The sequence below is a fragment of the Jannaschia pagri genome (genome assembly GCF_019655435.1).
Lineage (GTDB): Bacteria > Pseudomonadota > Alphaproteobacteria > Rhodobacterales > Rhodobacteraceae > Jannaschia > Jannaschia pagri.
The window spans coordinates 68,604-83,308 of sequence record NZ_BPFH01000003.1; the positions used below are offsets into that span (position 1 = coordinate 68,604).

Annotated in this window: 19 protein-coding genes; 5 read left to right on the forward strand and 14 right to left on the reverse strand. The window is 63.5% G+C overall.

Features of this window, described 5'->3' with window-relative positions; translation table 11 throughout:
• Nucleotides 1–64: 64 nt before the first annotated feature.
• The 4 genes from K5R33_RS08540 to K5R33_RS08555 form a co-directional block, all read right to left on the reverse strand.
• Nucleotides 65–775, reverse strand: coding sequence for a helix-turn-helix transcriptional regulator (locus K5R33_RS08540; RefSeq protein WP_220748615.1), 711 nt, complete (start codon nt 773–775; stop codon nt 65–67).
• Complete coding sequence (locus K5R33_RS08545) at nt 735–932, reverse strand: hypothetical protein (RefSeq protein ID WP_220748616.1); 198 nt, start codon at nt 930–932, stop codon at nt 735–737. The genes K5R33_RS08540 and K5R33_RS08545 overlap by 41 nt, the downstream gene beginning before the upstream one ends.
• A gap of 201 nt (nt 933–1,133) precedes the next feature.
• Entirely contained in the window at nt 1,134–2,426 is a 1,293-nt protein-coding gene (gene ccrA, locus K5R33_RS08550; RefSeq protein WP_220748617.1) for a crotonyl-CoA carboxylase/reductase, read from the reverse strand.
• Nucleotides 2,427–2,557: 131 nt separating this feature from the next.
• The gene (locus tag K5R33_RS08555) at nt 2,558–3,844 is read right to left on the reverse strand and encodes a 1-acyl-sn-glycerol-3-phosphate acyltransferase (protein ID WP_308443227.1); all 1,287 of its coding nucleotides are present in this window, start codon (nt 3,842–3,844) and stop codon (nt 2,558–2,560) included.
• Between the two features lie 245 nt (nt 3,845–4,089).
• Between K5R33_RS08555 and K5R33_RS08560 the strand changes: the two genes are divergently transcribed.
• From K5R33_RS08560 to deoD, 3 genes are all read left to right on the forward strand, one after another.
• The gene (locus tag K5R33_RS08560) at nt 4,090–6,081 is read left to right on the forward strand and encodes an ethylmalonyl-CoA mutase (RefSeq protein ID WP_220748618.1); all 1,992 of its coding nucleotides are present in this window, start codon (nt 4,090–4,092) and stop codon (nt 6,079–6,081) included.
• Nucleotides 6,082–6,150: 69 nt separating this feature from the next.
• Nucleotides 6,151–6,456, forward strand: coding sequence for an H-NS histone family protein (locus tag K5R33_RS08565; protein WP_220748619.1), 306 nt, complete (start codon nt 6,151–6,153; stop codon nt 6,454–6,456).
• A gap of 70 nt (nt 6,457–6,526) precedes the next feature.
• Entirely contained in the window at nt 6,527–7,231 is a 705-nt protein-coding gene (deoD, locus tag K5R33_RS08570; protein ID WP_220748620.1) for a purine-nucleoside phosphorylase, read from the forward strand.
• Nucleotides 7,232–7,286: 55 nt separating this feature from the next.
• Here deoD and creD read toward each other — a convergent pair whose 3' ends face one another.
• Complete coding sequence (gene creD / locus K5R33_RS08575; protein WP_220748621.1) at nt 7,287–8,630, reverse strand: cell envelope integrity protein CreD; 1,344 nt, start codon at nt 8,628–8,630, stop codon at nt 7,287–7,289.
• A 131-nt stretch (nt 8,631–8,761) separates the two neighbouring features.
• On the opposite strand from creD, the gene K5R33_RS08580 reads away from it, so the two are divergent.
• Nucleotides 8,762–9,232: a DM13 domain-containing protein gene (locus K5R33_RS08580; RefSeq protein ID WP_220748622.1), complete on the forward strand. Its 471-nt coding sequence runs from the start codon at nt 8,762–8,764 to the stop codon at nt 9,230–9,232.
• 18 nt (nt 9,233–9,250) lie between these two features.
• On the opposite strand, the gene K5R33_RS08585 is transcribed toward K5R33_RS08580, so the two are convergent.
• Nucleotides 9,251–10,417 carry a type III PLP-dependent enzyme gene (locus tag K5R33_RS08585; protein ID WP_220748623.1) on the reverse strand — a complete coding sequence of 389 codons (1,167 nt, stop codon included), beginning with the start codon at nt 10,415–10,417 and terminating at the stop codon, nt 9,251–9,253.
• 272 nt (nt 10,418–10,689) lie between these two features.
• Between K5R33_RS08585 and K5R33_RS08590 the strand changes: the two genes are divergently transcribed.
• A complete protein-coding gene (locus K5R33_RS08590) occupies nt 10,690–10,863 on the forward strand; it encodes a hypothetical protein (RefSeq protein WP_220748624.1) in 174 nt (57 codons plus the stop codon).
• 3 nt (nt 10,864–10,866) lie between these two features.
• On the opposite strand, the gene K5R33_RS08595 is transcribed toward K5R33_RS08590, so the two are convergent.
• The 8 genes from K5R33_RS08595 to K5R33_RS08630 form a co-directional block, all read right to left on the reverse strand.
• Nucleotides 10,867–11,370 (reverse strand): redoxin domain-containing protein, encoded by a 504-nt coding sequence (locus K5R33_RS08595; protein ID WP_220748625.1) that lies wholly within the window; start codon nt 11,368–11,370, stop codon nt 10,867–10,869.
• 114 nt (nt 11,371–11,484) lie between these two features.
• Nucleotides 11,485–11,898 carry a hypothetical protein gene (locus K5R33_RS08600; RefSeq protein WP_220748626.1) on the reverse strand — a complete coding sequence of 138 codons (414 nt, stop codon included), beginning with the start codon at nt 11,896–11,898 and terminating at the stop codon, nt 11,485–11,487.
• Nucleotides 11,895–12,674, reverse strand: coding sequence for a succinate dehydrogenase iron-sulfur subunit (locus K5R33_RS08605; protein WP_220748627.1), 780 nt, complete (start codon nt 12,672–12,674; stop codon nt 11,895–11,897). Before K5R33_RS08605 ends, K5R33_RS08600 begins: the two co-directional genes overlap by 4 nt.
• A gap of 12 nt (nt 12,675–12,686) precedes the next feature.
• Nucleotides 12,687–13,052, reverse strand: a complete 366-nt coding sequence (locus K5R33_RS08610) for a hypothetical protein (protein ID WP_220748628.1) — start codon at nt 13,050–13,052, stop codon at nt 12,687–12,689.
• The gene (locus tag K5R33_RS08615) at nt 13,042–13,842 is read right to left on the reverse strand and encodes a sulfotransferase family protein (protein ID WP_220748629.1); all 801 of its coding nucleotides are present in this window, start codon (nt 13,840–13,842) and stop codon (nt 13,042–13,044) included. Before K5R33_RS08615 ends, K5R33_RS08610 begins: the two co-directional genes overlap by 11 nt.
• A complete protein-coding gene (locus tag K5R33_RS08620) occupies nt 13,839–14,069 on the reverse strand; it encodes a hypothetical protein (RefSeq protein WP_220748630.1) in 231 nt (76 codons plus the stop codon). The genes K5R33_RS08615 and K5R33_RS08620 overlap by 4 nt, the downstream gene beginning before the upstream one ends.
• Complete coding sequence (locus K5R33_RS08625; RefSeq protein WP_220748631.1) at nt 14,066–14,368, reverse strand: hypothetical protein; 303 nt, start codon at nt 14,366–14,368, stop codon at nt 14,066–14,068. Before K5R33_RS08625 ends, K5R33_RS08620 begins: the two co-directional genes overlap by 4 nt.
• Nucleotides 14,365–14,508 carry a hypothetical protein gene (locus tag K5R33_RS08630; RefSeq protein WP_220748632.1) on the reverse strand — a complete coding sequence of 48 codons (144 nt, stop codon included), beginning with the start codon at nt 14,506–14,508 and terminating at the stop codon, nt 14,365–14,367. Before K5R33_RS08630 ends, K5R33_RS08625 begins: the two co-directional genes overlap by 4 nt.
• Nucleotides 14,509–14,705: the final 197 nt, after the last annotated feature.

The following is a 14,705-nucleotide window of genomic DNA, read 5'->3' on the forward strand; positions in this document are numbered from 1 at the left end:
AACCGGTCGCCGCTTAAGAAAGGCGGCAACCGCGCCGTGCTCCGACCCACGCGCGCACGTGGCGTCAGAGGCAGATCAACCCACGGCTCAGCGCATTTGCCACGGCATGGGTCGTGTTCAGCGCGCCCAGTTTGAACCGGGCGCTTTCGATATAGACGCGCAGGGTGTGCTCACTGATCTTGAGGCGCTCGGCCGCCTGCGCCCGGCTCTTGCCAGCGGCCAACAGGGTGAGCGCGTCAGTTTCGCGGGGCGACAGGGCCTGGTGCGGCGCATGTCCTTCGCCGTCCAAGGCCAGCGCCCGCTCATTGACGAAATGGGCCGCCAGCAGCAGGTCATGCATATACCCTCGGGTGAACTTGCCCCAGGTATCATCGCCGGATCGGTGGTTCACCGTGAACAGGGCAAACTGCCCCGACGGCCCCCGGATGGGCAGGCTGAAGCCCTGGTTGCCAAGACCGTTGGCGATCCCCTCGCCAAACAGGGCGCGGGCCGGGCGGGACGACCAATCCAGCCGCTTCCAATCCACGGGCGTGAAGCCGCGGAAACAAGACAGGACCACGGGGTCGATGGTCTGAAAGTTGTTTTCCACATAGGCGTCGACCCAGGGCTGCGGATAGGTCAGGGCGGCCCATTGGTCGCCCGACGACTTCACCGAGTGGTAGACGAGGTGTTCCACATCGTAGCGGTCCCGCAAGTCGAACACCGCCGAATCCAATGCCGACAGATCCGTGGCATCACCGAGTCGTTCCAGCAAATCGTCCAGCTTCCGCGCCATTCGGCCCTGCCCCTGCGGATGCGGTGTCCTCCGGCGGGATCTCCGCGATGGCGACGACGATGGCCTCTTCCAGCTGGTCGGCCAGGGTCGGCAAGTCGTTCATGACCGCGAAGCCGCGCAGATCGCCCAGCACCTCGATGATCCAATTCTTCGACATCCGAGCATCCTTTCGGGAGTGTTAACGAACCATTAAGCAAACCCTACCCCAGGGCAGTTTTCCCCGAAATTCGCGGATTTTCCCTCCCCCAAAATAGCGAGGAGCAGGCGCGTAACCCTCTGACGTCAATGATGTCGTAGAACGAAAAAAGAACGGCCCCGCACGATGGCGGGGCCGTTCAAAGGGGGATTCGCGTGGGGCTTAGGCGGTCTTGCCGGCCTCCAGCACGTCTTCCAGGGTGCGCAGGCCCGTCTTGGGCGCCTGCACCAGGACGGACATGTTGCCCGGCTTGTGCTCATTGCGCAGCATCTTCATGTGCGCGGCGGGCAGATCGGCCCAGGTGAAGCACTCGGACATGCAGGGGTCCAGACGACGCTCCACCATCAGCTTGTTGGCGGCGCTGGCCTGCTTGAGGTGCGCAAAGTGCGAGCCCTGCAGGCGCTTCTGGTGCATCCACATGTAGCGGACGTCGAAGGTCAGGTTGAACCCGGTGGTCCCGGCACAGATCACGACCATGCCGCCCTTTTTCACGACGAAGGTCGAGACAGGGAAGGTCGCTTCGCCAGGGTGCTCGAACACCATGTCGACGTTGTTGCCCTTGCCGGTGATGTCCCAGATGGCCTTGCCGAACTTGCGGGCCTCTTTGAACCAATCGGCATATTCCGGCGTGTTCACGGTGGGCAGCTGGCCCCAGCACTTGAAGTCGTTCCGGTTCAGCACGCCCTTGGCGCCCAGACCCATAACGAAGTCGCGCTTGCTCTCGTCCGAGATGACGCCGATGGCGTTGGCACCCGCGGTGTTGATCAGCTGGATCGCGTAGGAGCCGAGGCCACCCGAAGCACCCCAAACCAGAACGTTCTGGCCGGGCTTCAGGTCGTGGGGCTCATGCCCGAACAGCATCCGGTAGGCGGTGGCCAGCGTCAGCGTATAGCAAGCGGCCTCTTCCCAGGTGAGATGCTTGGGGCGCGGCATCAACTGCTGGGCCTGCACATTGGTGAACTGCGCGAAGGAGCCGTCGGGCGTCTCGTAACCCCAGATGCGCTGGCTGGGGGAATACATCGGGTCGCCGCCGTTGCATTCCTCGTCGTCGCCGTCGTCCTGGTTGCAGTGGATGACGACCTCGTCACCGACCTTCCAGCGCGTAACCTTTTCGCCAACGGCCCAAACGATACCGGACGCGTCGGAGCCCGCGATGTGGAAGGGCTGACCATGGCCATCAAAGGGCGAGATCGGCTTGCCGAGCGAGGCCCAGACGCCGTTGTAGTTGACGCCAGCGGCCATCACGAGGACCAGGACCTCGTTGCTGTCCAGCGTGGGGACGTCGACGATTTCCTGCTGCATCGCCGTGTCCGGCTCACCGTGGCGTTCGCGACGGATCGTCCAAGCATACATCTGCTTTGGCACGTGACCCATGGGGGGCATTTCGCCCATCTCGTAAAGGTCTTTGGCGACGGCGTCATACGCCAACGGTTGCGTGTCGGTATCTAAGGCCATGCCTTCCTCCTGATGAGTCATGCCGCAGTGCGGAACTGCAATGCTGCGCTGCGACGGAGGTAGCAGCACCTGAGTAACTTTCCAACCCCCAAAACGTATATGTTGTAATTTTATGTCGCCGTGGATTTTTGCTATGGCAATGTCGTGGCGTAGAACGACAGAACCGGGCGCCAGTCTGGGTGGATCTCTATCTCGGGGCGATCCAGGCTGATAGCCCGACGAACGGCCAACATACGCAGGGCGATCAGGGCCGCCTCTTTGGCCGGGCGACGGGCGCCATGGACAGGATGGCCGGCCTGGGCCAGAGCCACCCGCCGAGTATCCAGGTGAGCGGCCACGGCTGCAACGGTCTGCGCGCCAGACAGCAGGGCCTCGCTCACCAGCGCCAAGGGAAGGACCGGCAAAACGTCGGCAATCCGACCAATCAGGGCCTGCCCCAGCGCCTCGGTTGGGTCGTCGTGGTCGTGGGCCAAGAAGGCCTGCAGAGACAGCGGGCGCCCGTAGGACACCGCCGCATAGCCAAACCGGGTGAACCGACCGGTCACACGCAGTTGTAAATGCCGAAAGAGGTGCCGCGCCACCATCCACCAGCGTAGGCGAAAGGCCTTTGCGCCTTTCGTCGACGCCGCGATGAGGACTCGATCCTCTAGGACGCGCTCATAATTGACGGCCACCGGCACAAAGACCACGTCGCGAGCCGCGTCTGGATCATGATCCGCAATGAGGTAGCTGAGGATGCCCAGCTTCGGGTCCTGCAACGCGCCCGTGCGGCTGAGCCGTCCTTCGGGGAAAATGGCTTGGGTCACGCCACCCGCCGTTGCCAGTTGGATGTATCGGGCCAGAACCTTGCGATACAGGGGGTTGAGGTTCTTCCGGCGCACGAAATAGCCCCCCATCGCCCGGATCAGCGGGGCCAGGGGCCAGCGCCGCGCCCATTCACCCACCGCATAGGCCAAGGCCGTTTGACGGGCCGCCAGCCAGGTCACCAAAACGTAATCCATGTTGGACCGGTGGTTGAGAACGAAGACGACCGTGGCATCGGTGTCGATCCCGTCCAGGGCCGCCACCTCCCCACTAACACGCACGCGATAGAGCGACCGGGAGAGCCATTGGGCCGCCCGCGTGGCCACGCTGAAATAGAGTGTCGCGGAGAAACCTGGCACGATCTCATTGGCGTAGCGGCGCGCGGTCTCGAAGGCGACGGCCTCTGGGATGCCTTCGGCGGCGGCGAAGTCGATGACGGCTTGGGCCACCTGCGGGTCATAGGCGAGGCGGTTCACCGTCTCGGTCCTATGGGCCAGCTTGAACGGCTGAATGGGGCGCGCGAGCCGGGTGTTCAGGCGGGCAACCAACCGCTCCGCCCGTTTGCGAAAGAACCACCGCACCGACGGAAAGAGGAAGTGGGACGCAAAGGTCACGGCCGCGAATCCACACAGCAGGATCAGGGCCCAAACCGGGATCTCAACGGCGTGTGACAGGCCCTGCCCCTCCGAAAGTCGCGTACACCGGGCGTACATACCACGGTACACCCCCCGTGCAGACCTGTGTCTGCTTGGGCCGGTGAAAAGAGTGCCTCGGAAATGCCGCAACGCGGCGAATTGACAGTTGCCTGATCTTTCGGATAACTGACCCAAAGCGCAAGATTGTTACAAGAGGCTTCGCCATGTCGCAGCAAGACACGACGTCAGAGTCCCGCCCCGCCAAGGATCGTCCCTGGCTGTTCCGCACCTATGCCGGTCACTCTACCGCGGCGAAATCCAACGCCCTGTATCGGGCGAACCTGGCCAAGGGTCAGACCGGTCTGTCGGTCGCCTTCGACCTGCCCACGCAGACGGGCTATGACAGCGACCATATCCTGGCGCGGGGCGAGGTCGGTAAGGTCGGCGTGCCGGTGGCGCATCTGGGCGACATGCGGACGCTGTTCCAAGATATCCCGCTGGAGCAGATGAACACCTCGATGACGATCAACGCGACGGCGCCTTGGCTGCTGGCGCTTTATATCGCTGTGGCCGAGGAGCAGGGGGCCGATACCTCCAAGCTGCAGGGCACGGTGCAGAACGATCTAGTCAAGGAATACCTGTCCCGGGGGACCTATGTCCTGCCTCCGAAGCCGTCGATGAAGCTGATCGGGGATGTGGCCGAGTATTGCTACCAGGCGATCCCCAAGTGGAACCCGATGAACGTCTGCTCCTACCACCTGCAAGAGGCCGGTGCGACGCCGGAGCAGGAGTTGGCCTTTGCGCTGGCCACCGCGACCTCGGTCCTGGATGAGTTGCGCGGGCGCGTCCCGGAGGAGGATTTCCCCCGGCTGGTCGGGCGGATCTCGTTCTTCGTGAATGCGGGCATCCGGTTCGTGACCGAGATGTGCAAAATGCGCGCCTTTGTCGAGCTGTGGGATGAGATCTGCACCGAACGCTACGGCGTGGAGGATCCGAAGTTCCGCCGCTTCCGCTACGGGGTGCAGGTGAACTCCCTGGGGCTGACGGAGCAACAGCCGGAGAACAACGTCTATCGTATCCTGCTGGAAATGCTGGCAGTGACCCTGTCCAAAACGGCCCGGGCCCGCGCGGTCCAATTGCCCGCCTGGAACGAAGCCCTGGGCCTGCCCCGCCCCTGGGATCAGCAATGGTCCCTGCGGATGCAGCAGGTCCTGGCCTATGAGACGGACCTCTTGGAATACGGCGATCTGTTCGATGGCTCCCCAGTGGTCGCCAAGAAGGTCGAGGCCCTGAAGGAAGGTGCCCGCGCCGAATTGGCCGTGCTGGACGGCATGGGTGGGGCGGTCTCGTCCATCGAGTATATGAAAAGCCGTCTGGTCGAATCGAATGCGGACCGTCTGGGCGGGATCGAGCGGGGCGATACGACGGTTGTCGGCGTCAACGCCTGGAAAGAAGGGGAGCCCTCGCCGCTGGTCGGTGAAGACGGTGGCATCATGGTCGTCGACCCAGCCGTTGAGGCCGACCAGATCGAGCGCCTGGACGCCTGGCGCGAGGCCCGCGACGATGAGGCCGTCAAAGCGGCGCTGGACGCCCTGGGACGGGCGGCGCGCGAGGGCACCAATATCATGGAGCCGTCGATTGCCGCCGCAAAGGCGGGCGTCACCACCGGCGAATGGGCCGGTGTCATGCGCGGCGTCCACGGAGAGTATCGCGGCCCCACCGGGGTGTCCGCCTCTCAATCGAACCGGACCGAGGGTCTGGAGGAATTGCGCGGTGCCGTAGACGCGGTCAGCGATAAGCTGGGACGTCGCCTGACGTTCTTGATGGGCAAGCCCGGATTGGACGGCCATTCCAACGGCGCCGAGCAAATCGCCGTGCGCGCCCGCGACTGTGGCATGGCCATCCGCTACGAAGGCATTCGCCTCACGCCCGAGGCCATCGTGGCCGCCGCTTTGGACGAAGGCGCCCATGTGGTCGGCCTGTCGATCCTATCGGGGTCGCACCTGCCTTTGGTCGAGGATCTGATGGAGCGGATGCGGACCGCAGGCCTATCGCACGTCCCTGTTATCGTCGGCGGAATTATTCCTGATGAAGATGCGGTGCGTTTGAAATCTTTTGGTGTATCCGAGGTTTATACGCCTAAAGACTTCGAATTGAATCGGATTATGGGCGACATTGTCGAATTGGCGGACCCTAAAGAAATCGCCGCTCAATAATCAGGTTCTTGCATTCAGAATTTTTGCGGCCTATTGCGATTCTTGGGAAGCAGCAATGGGGATTGCAAAATGAATCTTGAAGACATGAGCCGCGAGGAGCTGACGAAGCTCCAAAAGGATGTGGCAGCCGCTTTGAAGTCGTTCGATGAACGTCGGATGAAAGAGGCGCAGGTTAAGCTGGAGTCGATGGCCGCGGAGATGGGGTTCTCGCTGGCTGACTTCGCCGGCGCGAAGAAAGCGAAATCGGCGGGGCTGCCGCCGAAGTTTGTGCACCCAGAAAACCCCGCCAAGACCTGGTCGGGACGTGGGCGTCAACCGCAGTGGTTCAAAGACGCCATTGCCGCCGGAAAGACCGAGGCCGATTTGGCGATCTAGCCTGACCTAGAGAGACACAAATCAAAGGGGCGCTGACCGCGCCCCTTTTTGCCGTCTAGGAGAGACCGACATGACACCTCATATCCGTGCAGACCTTGGCCAAATCGCCGAAACGATCCTTATGCCCGGCGATCCCATGCGCGCGAAATGGGCGGCGGAAACGTTTCTAGAGACACCTGAATTGGTGAACGATATCAGAGGTATGCTGGGGTATACGGGGACATGGCGCGGTCATCGCGTAACACTCCACGGCTCTGGCATGGGAATGCCGTCCCTGTCGATTTATGCAAACGAATTGATAACGGTTTATGGCGCAAAAACCCTCATCCGAATTGGATCGACCGGCGCGATGCAACAGCACGTAAAGCTGCGGGATATCGTTTTGGCGCAAACGGCCTCCTCCATTTCCACACCCTCAGTTGGGGTCTTCAAGGAAATCAATTTCGCACCCTGCGCGGATTTCGGCTTGCTGTCAGCGGCCCATGCCGCCGCCCAAACCAAAGCCAGCGCGGTTCATGTGGGCGGGATTTATTCCTCGGACGTGTTCTACGATCAGCGCCCCGACCTCAATAAGATGATGACGGACCACGGGATCCTGGCGGTCGAGATGGAAGCGGCGGAATTGTATAACCTGGCCGCCCGCCATGGATGTCGGGCCCTGGCCGTTCTGACCGTCAGCGACCACCTGTTGACCGAAGAGGCACTGCCATCGGAAGACCGCCAGACCTCTTTCGGTGATATGGTTGAGATCGCGCTGGAAGCCGCATTTACCTAAGCCCTCCTGCGGCTTCCGGACGGCGGGGATGCCAGCGCCCCCCGCCGCCTGGTCGTCAGTCCTTGGTGCGGCGACGGAACCCATCGCGGGGACCTTTCGGGCCAAACCACTCTTCGTTGCGGGTAACGATCATCGTTGCGGCGAGGGCGAGGAAGGCCAGGGTCGCGCCGGCCAACAGGGCCAAGTCGGTCGCCGTCAGGATGAGGTAGAGCACGGCATAAAGCACCATCAGCAACCCGCCCAGAACCCAGGTCCGGCGGCCCAGCCGCAAACCGATGGCCCCAAACATCACCAAAAGCGCAATGGTGGCCGCCGCAGCCCCGCCATAGGCCAGCGCAAAACCGACCTGCTCCGCGTAGGCCACCATTAACAGCACGAAGAGCGATTGGGCCAATCCGATCAGCACGTATTGCACGGGGTGGGTCGGCTGCCCCCGGCGTTCGGTCAGCAACACGCAGAGAAACGTCAGGGCAATGAACAGGATGCCATAGCGCGCGGCGCGCCAGGCCTTTTGGTAAAAGTCTCCGAGTTGTACGAAGTCGGTCCCGAACCCGAAGGCGCGGTTGGCATCCCCTCGTGTCACTTGGGGCATGGCGCGGGCCAAGTGGGGCACGGCCCAGGTGGCCGTAAAGCCTTCGGCGGTGACGGTGCGTGTCTCTGGTAAGAAGGCGCCGGTGAACCCCGGATCGGGCCAATCGCCGGACATGGTCACCCGGGTGGTCCGCCCATCTGGCGTGACCCGAAAGGACGAGGAGCCGTTCAGCGTCAGACGGGCGGAGACGGCCACGCGGCCCGACACGGCGCCCAGGTCGCCCTCGATCCCGCCGGACGTACCATCCCCGAAGGGACGCAGATCCAGGGGACCGTTTGGCCCCTTGATCTCGGCTCCTGGGCGCACGCCGCTGTTGCTGCTGAGCCCGAGGCGCAAAACGGTGGCGTCCCATTGCAGGGTCTCATCGGCCTCTAGGGCGGTCGCAGCGCGGGTGGTGTCGAAGGACGCAGCCAACTCCGTCTCGGCGGTATACACGGGAACCTCAAAAATGCCCCGGCTGCGGATCTGGGAGGCTGTCGCCACCGAAATATCGAGGTCTTCGGGGCGCAGGATGACCGGGTCCCGCCGAACGGCGTAGGGCGTCTCGATGGTTTCGGTCGTGGTGTCGCCGGTCACCCGATCCACCACTTCGCGGGTTTCCAGGCGATAGGCGATCCCCTCCACTGGGATCACCAGAACCGGGCCAGACACGGTTTGGGCCCCACCCCATTCGCGGCCAATGGTCCGTTGGGTAGACTCGGCATAGTCTGAGCGTTCCCGGACAATGCCGCCGACCATCCAAAGCGGGATGACCATCAACAGCGTGAGCACAAAGACAATGAAGAAACGAACACCGGCTGACCGCATGGTGACCCCCCGTTTTGGTGTGACTGTCCTCTGGAATAGCGATCGGCCCTGCAGTCCATCGCTATCAGTCGTGCAGGGTTTGTGCAGCCCGTGGATCATGCCATGGTCAGGCGTCAGCAGAGAGGTATGACATGGTTACGTGGATCGTTCGGGGCATCACCCATGGGATTGCTGTGGCCGTGGGGTTCGCGCTTGGGATCTACTTCTTGCCAATCCTGACGGCGCCCCCTGCCCCCTCGGCTGAGGAATTGGCGGCGATGTCCGAAGGCGCCACCTATCAGGCGGAGCTGACGCGAGACCTGGCGGGCAGCGATTTCCTGCATTGGGGCGAGGGGACCATCGCCCTTGGGCCGGAGCGGATCGTCCATACCGGGCGCTTGGCGCCGGGGCCGGACTACAAACTGTACCTGACCACCGTCTTCGTGGAGGACGAAGCCGCCTTTGCCGCCGCCCGTCCCGATGCGCTCCATGTGGGCGATGTGCGCAGTTTCGACGGCTTTGTTCTCGACGTGCCCGAGGGAGTAGATCTGGAGGCCTACACCACTGTGGTTGTCTGGTGCGAAAGCTTTGGGGAGTTCATCACGGCGGGCACCTATCGCTAAGGTCCCCGCCGGGATGGATCACAGCACGATGGTCGCCAGCGGCGGGAAGCCGTTGAACCCCACCGAGGAGTAGCTGGACGTATAGGCCCCGCAGTTGCGGATGATCACTTTATCGCCCGCTTGCAGCGACAGCGGCAATTGAATGGGCCGCTTTTCATACAGCACATCGGCGCTGTCGCAGGACGGGCCAGCCAGAACGCAGGGACCCGTGGTGTCGCCATCGCGGGGGGTGACGAACTGGTAACGGATCGCCTCGTCGATGGTTTCGGCCAGGCCAGAGAATTTGCCGATGTCCAGATACACCCAGCGGTGCAGGTCGTCGTCCGACTTGCGCGCGGTCAGCAGGACCTCGGCAGCGATGGCGCCAGCTTCGGCCACCAGGCCGCGACCTGGTTCGGCCATGATCTGGGGCACGTCGCCGAACCGCTCGGTGATCAGGTCCATGACAGCAGCGGCATAGGTGGTCGGGTGGGCGATTTCCTCACCATAGAAGGCCGGGAAGCCCCCGCCGATGTTGAGCAGTTGCAGGTCGAAGCCAGCCTCCCGCGCCTCGTGCCAGATGGCAGCCACTTGATCCAAGGTGCCGGTCCACATACGCGCCTGACGGGTTTGGGAGCCGACGTGGAACGACAGGCCGAAGGGCACCAGGCCCAGGTCACGGGCCAGGCCCAGCAGCGCCAAAGCCTTGTCACGGGCGCAGCCGAACTTGCGGCTGAGCGGCCAATCGGCCTCGGGGTTATCCACGATCACGCGGATATAAACACGGGCACCCGGCGCGTTGGTCGCGATCTTGGCTAGTTCTTCCTCGGCATCGGCCGCGAAGAGGGTCACGCCCGCTTGGGCCGCAAAGCGAATGTCAGCGGCCTTTTTGATGGTATTCCCAAAGGACACATGAGCCGGGTCCGCGCCTTGGCTCAGCACCAGTTCGATTTCCCCGCGCGAAGCGGCATCGAAGCCAGAGCCGAGGCGCACCAAACGCTCGACAATGGCCACATGGGGGTTCGCCTTGACGGCATAGTGGATGTGCGCACGGCCCAAACCGGCGGCGAGAGCGCGGAATTGACGCTCCACCGCGTCGACGTCCAAGACCAGCGTAGGCTGATCGAAGTCATGGGCCGCGATGAAAGATTCCACGCGCGACGGCGCAACGATTTCGGGACGGCCGAAGCCGGTTACTGCGTTCATTGGTCATCTCCAGTCAGACCCGGCCATTCCGGGGCTTTCCCGGCGCAGACCGCTCACTTCCAAGGGGAGACGTTACCGTCGCTACGTAACCGTGCAGCGGGGCTTTCGGACCGAAAGCCTCCGCGAAGTGCCGTGCCAGAGGCGCGTGCGTTGGCGTCTATGCGCGGCCACATGGGGCCAAATCGCGAGTCGGTCAAGATGGAAAATTCACAAAAGGGAACCGATGCGGGTGGCGCCACGTTGGGGGCCATCATGCAAAACGGAGCTTGCCCATGACCCGCGCCCTACCCCTCGTGACCGCCGCCGCCCTGACCGCCTTGCTGGCGGGCTGTATGTCCAATGATCGGGTCGATACCCTGGCCGAGCGAGAGGCAGCCCTGGACGCGGATCTAGATGGCGACGGCGCGATCGAAGAAGACGGCGTGGAAATAGGCGGTGCCGATTGACCCTCAGGCCGCCCCCCGGGGTGGACGGCCATTGGCCCGAACGAAGTCGATGCCCGACAGGATGTCGTCGAACGGAGGACGCGCGAAGGGCACCGATTGCTGCCAATGGGCCAGGATCGTGCCATCCGCCCCGACCCAGGTGAGCGCCGCCTCTGAGAAGATCGGCGGCTCTTTCTCGACAACTCGTTCCGAGATCCAAAGCCCCCAGTCACGCGCCATCTTTTCGGGCATGGCGTAGCCGATGGGGATGCCGTCAACGGCCCAGTCTACTTGGGTTTTTTGGGCCCGATCCTCCTCGTCCATGGAGATGGCGACGACGTCGATGCCACGTTCCTCAAAGGCAGGCATGAGGGGGACCAAGGCCTCTAGCTGCTTGCGGCATGCGGGGCAGTGAACACCGCGATAGAACACGATCAGCACTTCGCGGGGCTGATCGGCGAGGGTGTAGGGTCCGCCTGACAGGAGCGGCACTTGGAGCTTGGGGGCTGCGGTGGCGGGCTTCGGCATCTGGATGCTCCGATGAGGGTCAGACCGCCAAAGTGACCCAGTATGCCGACGAGGGCCACGCGCATGGGCGCACAGGGTGGTCGGCTCTGCTGCGATTGGTCCAGAGGGACCGCGTTAACGGAACCCTCCGCCGGACCAGCGCATGGACCAGGAGGCGCCGCCGTGGGCATAACCGGAAATGACAGGCACAGAGGTCGGACCCAGGGTGATCCCCCCGCCCAGGAACTCCTCTTCCAGTTTGAGCAAATCCCCGCGCCGCAACCAGATTTTCACCGTACAGACCTGCATCCCACAATAGGCGCTCCGGGCGAAGCCACCGCCCGCGCACCGGATACCTTCGTGGGCGATGAGTAAGTCGTCGCGACCATCGCCGTCCAGATCCCTCTCGAACAGGCCGTCCGATACGGTCCCGCCACGGCCATCACAGGCCTCCGACACCTCTTGCGCGGCAAGGTACCGCGCCGCGTTGGAGCTTTGGGCAGCCGCCGGGCTGCCCAGCAGAGCAAAGGCGAGGACCAGCCGGATCATACGTGCCGCTCGACCATCATCTTCTTGATGGAGGCGATGGCTTTGGCCGGGTTCAGACCCTTGGGGCAGGTCTTGGCGCAGTTCATGATCGTGTGGCAGCGATACAGCTTGAACGGATCTTCCAGATCGTCGAGCCGCTCTCCTGTGGCCTCATCCCGGCTGTCGATGATCCAGCGATAGGCATGGAGCAGCGCGGCCGGCCCAAGGTAGCGATCGCCGTTCCACCAATAGCTGGGGCAGGACGTCGAGCAGGAGGCACACATGATGCATTCATAGAGACCGTCCAGCTTTTCGCGGTCGGCGATGCTCTGCTTCCATTCCTTGGCGGGCGTGTTCGACTTGGTCTCAAGCCAAGGCATGACCGAAGCGTGCTGCGCATAGAAGTGGGTCAGGTCGGGGATCAGATCCTTGATGACCGGCATGTGGGGAAGCGGATAGATCTTCACGTCGCCCTTCACCTCGTCGATGCCCCAGGTACAGGCCAGGGTGTTCATCCCGTCGATGTTCATGGCGCAGGACCCGCAGATCCCCTCCCGGCAGGAGCGGCGGAAGGTCAGCGTCGGATCGATCTCGTTCTTGATCTTGATCAGCGCGTCCAAGATCATCGGCCCGCAGGTGTCCAAATCGACCCAATAGGTGTCGAGCCGCGGGTTTTTGCCGTCTTCGGGGTTCCAGCGATAAATCTGGAACTTCCGCAGGTTGTTGGCGCCTTCGGGCTTGGGCCAGGTCTTACCGACGGTGATCTTGGAGTTCTTGGGCAGGGTGAATTGAACCATGGGTCGTTCCTCCTAGAGGGTGTTCAGAATGGCGGGCAGCGCGTCCTGCCCAAAGCATCGGATGGTCTCGGGGCGGCCTGCGACATCGACCACGATCCGCGTGGCGGTCGGGTCGTCGCGGGTCGCGGCGGCAGAGGCCAGGGTGACAAGCTCGTCGCCCGTGGCATTGTCGATCACGCAGTCGGTGGCGGGCTGCACGGGCAGGCCCGGGAAACGGCTGGCCACGATGGGGTTCACGGTCGCCTTGGCGGCGGCACGGGTGACCTCGGTGCCCAGGGGCGTATTGCACGCCGCCAGGACCAGGAGGGCGGCGCCTCCGGTAAACCGGAGGCCCACCGCGGGGTGACCCGCGGTTTGGCGCACTCCATCAGGCCGCATGGCGCACCTCCTCCACCCAGTCAGACGGGTGGGTTTCGTAGCCGAGCGCCACGAGCGCATCGCCATGGGCCTCGGCATAGGCTTCGGCCACCGGACGGGGCATTTTGGTGCGCCACTGCGCCGCCTGACCCGAGGCGACATGCGCCGCAACGCGGGCCACACGATCCTCGGGCTTGGCAAGGCCCCCGAACAAAGCGTTGCCCCAAAAGATGTCGCCGCCACGGGACACCTCCGGCTCGGTCAGGCCCAAATTGCGCAGGTGCTCGCGAAAGCCGTCGCAGGTCACATCGGCGATCAGGTCTTCGTAGCGGACCTCAATCGCGTTCGGTCGCCCATAATCCCAGGCCAGCATCTCATCCAAGGTCTTGGCGTGCTTCTCACCCATTTCGAACAGCATCTTATCGACCTCGGTCGGCAAGGCATTCAAATGCTGTTGGTACGTCTGCCCGTCCAAATCCGCGCGCGGCTGGTGCAGAAAATCCTCGCCCCGCTGGGGGGCGTGCTGGTGATACCGGTAGCCCGACAGCAACACATCGCGGGGGTCGCGGATGACGTGCAGGATGCGAACCTCCGGCAGGTCCAGGATCGCGGACCGGAACGTCGAAGACCAGGAAAACAGGAACATCCGCTCCCGGTCGGGAATTACCTTGCCCGTCACCGAAGGATAGACGACCCGCTCGCCCACCTTCATCCAAGCAGCCAGCTTGCGAAAAACGGAGCGCATCCAAAGCGTTCCAGTCTTGTGATGTGTCCCGATGCAGAACACGCGCGGGGCGATCAGATCACTCATCCGCGCGCCCTCTCGGCGGTGCAGGTGAGTAAGGCCTCGATTTCATCATTGGTCATGGAGGCGTCGGGATCCGTGGCCAGATCCGGGCGCCCGATCGCTGTTACGCAAGACGCGAGGCCGGGCGAGACCTCGGCGTCGGTTCCCACGAAATCTGTGGCCGACGGCCCGGGCGCATTTCCGCCACAGCCCGCGAGACCGACGAGGAGGAGACCAGCAGCCCCCCTCATGTGCGGCCCCCGATGGTGATCCCGACGGTGGTCGGGGTAGGCTCTCCGGCGGTACGGCGTGCGATGCAATCGGCCAGCGCCTCATCCCGGGGGCGCGGGTTGAAGATGTCGTCCGTGATCGTGATGCCGCCCCGTGCGCTTGGCCCGTCAGAGCCGATACCCACGCCGATGGAGCCGGATATGCCGTCGGCCTGTTCCGCCTCGGACCGGCACAGCCGCTCCGCCCGCTCGGGCGTGATCGGTGCGGGAGGGCCGCAGGCGATCAAAACCAACGGCAGGAAGGCAGCAATGCGGATCATCTGGGGATGGCCTCGCAAGCGTCGAGCCGCGCGAGATCGGCGGCGGAGGTCGTGCGGATAGTGCCATCGGTCACCGTCAGACCCTGATCGCGGGCGCAGTCCAGATAGGCCGCGCGCCGCGCTTCAGGCCCTGTGGGCATACAAGCAGACAGACAACACAAACCGAGAGCCAGCCCGGTGGGCGTGGACCGCATCCGACTGCTGCCGCTGTTTGTTGTCCCTACCAGCATCCTCTCGCCTCTTGCGCCTTAGCCGATGAGTTCAGAAAGACAGGCCTGATAGACCTCGGCTTCTTCCATCGACAACATTTGTCCATTGGAGCCGCCAGGACCCTTTC